The 3,450-nt window shown below is 37.4% G+C and carries 3 protein-coding genes; all 3 read left to right on the top strand.

Going from position 1 to position 3,450, the window contains the following annotated elements; translation table 11 throughout:
• Nucleotides 1-70 precede the first annotated feature (70 nt).
• Nucleotides 71-1,693 (top strand): bifunctional phosphoribosylaminoimidazolecarboxamide formyltransferase/IMP cyclohydrolase, encoded by a 1,623-nt coding sequence (gene purH, locus RAO94_03010; protein MDP8321304.1) that lies wholly within the window; start codon nt 71-73, stop codon nt 1,691-1,693.
• Nucleotides 1,694-1,717: 24 nt separating this feature from the next.
• Nucleotides 1,718-3,106: a phosphoribosylaminoimidazolesuccinocarboxamide synthase gene (locus tag RAO94_03005; GenBank protein ID MDP8321303.1), complete on the top strand. Its 1,389-nt coding sequence runs from the start codon at nt 1,718-1,720 to the stop codon at nt 3,104-3,106.
• A 19-nt stretch (nt 3,107-3,125) separates the two neighbouring features.
• The coding region (locus RAO94_03000; GenBank protein MDP8321302.1) for a phosphoribosylamine--glycine ligase family protein at nt 3,126-3,450 on the top strand (325 nt) is incomplete at its 3' end.

Raw genomic sequence — 3,450 nt, 5'->3', positions numbered from 1 at the left:
ATTTTCAGGAACTGGTTTATTTCCCGGTTGTTAATATAGTCGAAAATCCCCAATAATATAGAGGAAATATATGAATTTAATTAAAATCAAAAGAGCTTTGGTCAGTGTTTCAGATAAAGCTGATATTGAATACATTGCAGGAATATTATCCAAGTCAGGATGTGAGATCATTTCTACTGGTGGAACGAAAAGAAGATTGTCAGATGCTGGGATACAAGTAACTGATATCAGTAATATTACAGGTAATCCTGAAGCATTTGATGGCAGAATGAAAACAATATCTTTCCAGGTGGAATCAGCTCTGCTGTTTGATCGTGAAAAGGATGCTGAAGAGGCAAAAAGTCTTAATGTGAAACCAATTGACCTAGTAATTTGCAATTTATATCCGTTTGCAGAAAAAGTTAAGCAAGGTGCTGAATTACCAGAATTAATTGAAAACATTGATATTGGTGGACCTACAATGATCCGCTCAGCAGCTAAAAACTATAAATGGGTAACTGTTATCACTGATCCATCAGATTATCAAAAACTGGAAAAAGAACTGACTGAAAATGATTGGCATATTTCAGAGCAATTTCGCTTTCAAATGATGAGAAAAGCCTTTAATCATACTGCTGATTATGATGCCATGATAGCCACAACACTGGATGAAAAAGCAGGTGAGAAATCCATCAGGCTTTTCTATGATCATGGAATTGAATTACGCTACGGAGAAAATTCCCATCAGGAAGCCGTTCTTTATCGAGATAATACAACTGAAAATTCTTTAGCTGACCTGGAATATCTACATGGTAAACAGCTTTCTTATAATAATATACTGGATATTGAAGCTGCTCAGCTGACGGTTCGAGATATTCCTCAAACTGCAGTTGCGATCATCAAGCATTTGAATCCTTGTGGTTTTGCCTGTGGAGATGATCAAAAGGAAGTATTAACTAATGCCTGGTTTGGTGATCCAGTCTCTGCATTTGGTTCTATCATTGCATTTAATAAGAAACTGGAATTAAGCTCAGCAGAATTTCTGGAATTAAATAATCCAGATAAATCAAAGAGAAAATTCATTGAAGTCATTGCTGCTCCAGATTTTGCAGAAGGTGTGATAGATTATCTATCTTTCCATAAGAATTTGAGAATAATAAAATTTGATCCCGATTCTATAAAGAGCAAATTCAATCTCAGATTTGTGCATGGCTCTATATTATGGCAGACGAGTGATGATAAGCTATATGATAGCTTAAATCAGGTCACAGAAGGCGATATTGACTGGATCTCTGATCAGGATCTGATTGAATTTGGGTTAAAAGCTGTTCGCAGTATCAAATCAAATGCCATTGTGATCGTGCAGCGCTCAGATAAAGGGATATTACGCTTGACTGGAATGGGGACAGGGCAGCCTAACAGGTTGATAGCTACGCAATTAGCCCTTGATAAAACAAGGACTAATTTACGGAATGAAGCTAAAGATGCTGGTATTGAAGATATTGAGGAATACGTGACAACTCAAATTGGCAAGAGTATTCTTGTTTCTGATGCATATTTCCCTTTTGCTGATAATCTGGAATTAGCTGCTGAATCGGGCATTAGAAATATCATTCAGCCTGGTGGATCAATCAGGGATAAAAAAGTGATTAAAACAGCCCGTGCACTGGGTATAAATATGTTATTTACCGGAATAAGACATTTCCGGCATTAAAAAGAATAAATGGAGAGGTTGCAAATGTATGTGATTAATAAAATTAACTCCCCGCAATTAAAGAATATCCATAGTGGGAAAGTGAGAGACAGTTTTAGAATCAGTGATACCGAAAGGATGCTGGTGGTTTCTGATAGGATTTCCAGCTTTGACAGCGTATTAAACTCTGAAATTCCCTATAAGGGAGCGGTTTTGAACGGGATATCCAGCTGGTGGTTTGAGCAAACTGAGGATATAATTGGAAATCATTTTATAAAAATGGTGGATCCCAATATTGCTTTGGTTAAAGAAGCAGAGCCAATTCGCATTGAAATGATCGTGAGAGGTTATCTTACCGGCTCCATGTGGCGCAGGTATAAGAAAGGGGACAGGACATTCTCTGGAGTTAATGCTGCAGATGGACTTACCCAAAATCAGAAATTTCCCAATCCAATCCTAACTCCAACTACCAAAGAAGAACATGATCGTGAGATCACACCAGAGGATATCGTTAAGGAAGGGTGGACTACATCTGAACTTTATAACCAGATGGCAGAAGTATCTCTCAAGCTCTTTGATCGAGGAACTGAGTTATTAGCCAGCAAGGGAATTATACTGGTGGATACTAAATATGAATTCGGATTACTGGATGGCAAACTGATCTTGATAGATGAAATTCACACTCCGGATAGTTCACGTTTCTGGTCACTTGAATCATATAAAAAAGACTCTGCAAAAATTGACCAGATGGATAAGGAATATGTGCGTCAATGGCTTTTGAATAATAAGAAAGATGGACGAATTCCTGAATTTCTACCACCTGAAGTGATTTCTGAGACATCAAGGCGTTACTTATCTATTTATAATATAATAACTGGAAGTAATATAGTATGTGATGATACAATTGATATAGAACAGAGGATTGCTGGAAATTTGGTTAAAAAAGGAATCATCAAAGATGCTTATGTAAGTATTTTTATGGGTTCACCTAGTGATCTACCTCATTGTGAGAACATCATAAAAGCATTGGAAAAATATGATATATTCACACAGATGAGAGTAGTTTCTGCCCATAAGAATGGGGAGAGAATTCCTGAGATATTGGGTGATTATAATAATTCTATCGAACCTGGAGTGATCATAGCAGTAGCTGGCAGATCTAATGGACTGGGAGGAGCATTGGCAGCAAATAGCTCAATACCAGTGATAAGTTGCCCACCCTTTAAAGATAAGATCGATATGATGGTGAATATCAATTCTACCTTGATCATGCCATCCAAAACTCCCGGATTAACTGTGATAGATACGGGAAATGCAGCAAAAGCAGCGATCAATTGTTTGAATATCAGTCGATTACGTAAAATAGTGAATCAGGAAATAGCTGACATCAAAGAGTCTTTGATTAAGGCTGATAATGAAATCAAAGAAAGATAAATAATCTACTGAGGTGAATATGAATATAGCAGTGATTGGTTCCGGGGGAAGAGAGCATGCAATTGTCTGGAAACTACAGCAAAGTGAAAGAGCTGAAAAAGTCTTTTGCATCCCGGGTAATGCGGGAACCCACAACAATGTAGAACTAAAGGTAAATGATTTTAGCGGGATCAAGCGATTCTGTGAAGATAATGATGTGAAACTGATATTTGTGGGACCAGAGCAGCCCTTAAATGAGGGAATCACAGATTATTTCGACGGTAGTGGTATAATGGTTTTTGGGCCAGATAAACGGGCTTCACAACTTGAAAGCTCAAAAATATTCGCCAAAGAGTTCATGATCA

Origin of the sequence: Candidatus Stygibacter australis, assembly GCA_030765845.1 — a bacterium.
In the GTDB taxonomy this organism is placed as follows: domain Bacteria; phylum Cloacimonadota; class Cloacimonadia; order Cloacimonadales; family TCS61; genus Stygibacter; species Stygibacter australis.
The sequence above is the reverse complement of the archived record's forward strand: the minus strand, read 5'-3'. Positions and strand labels throughout refer to the sequence as shown.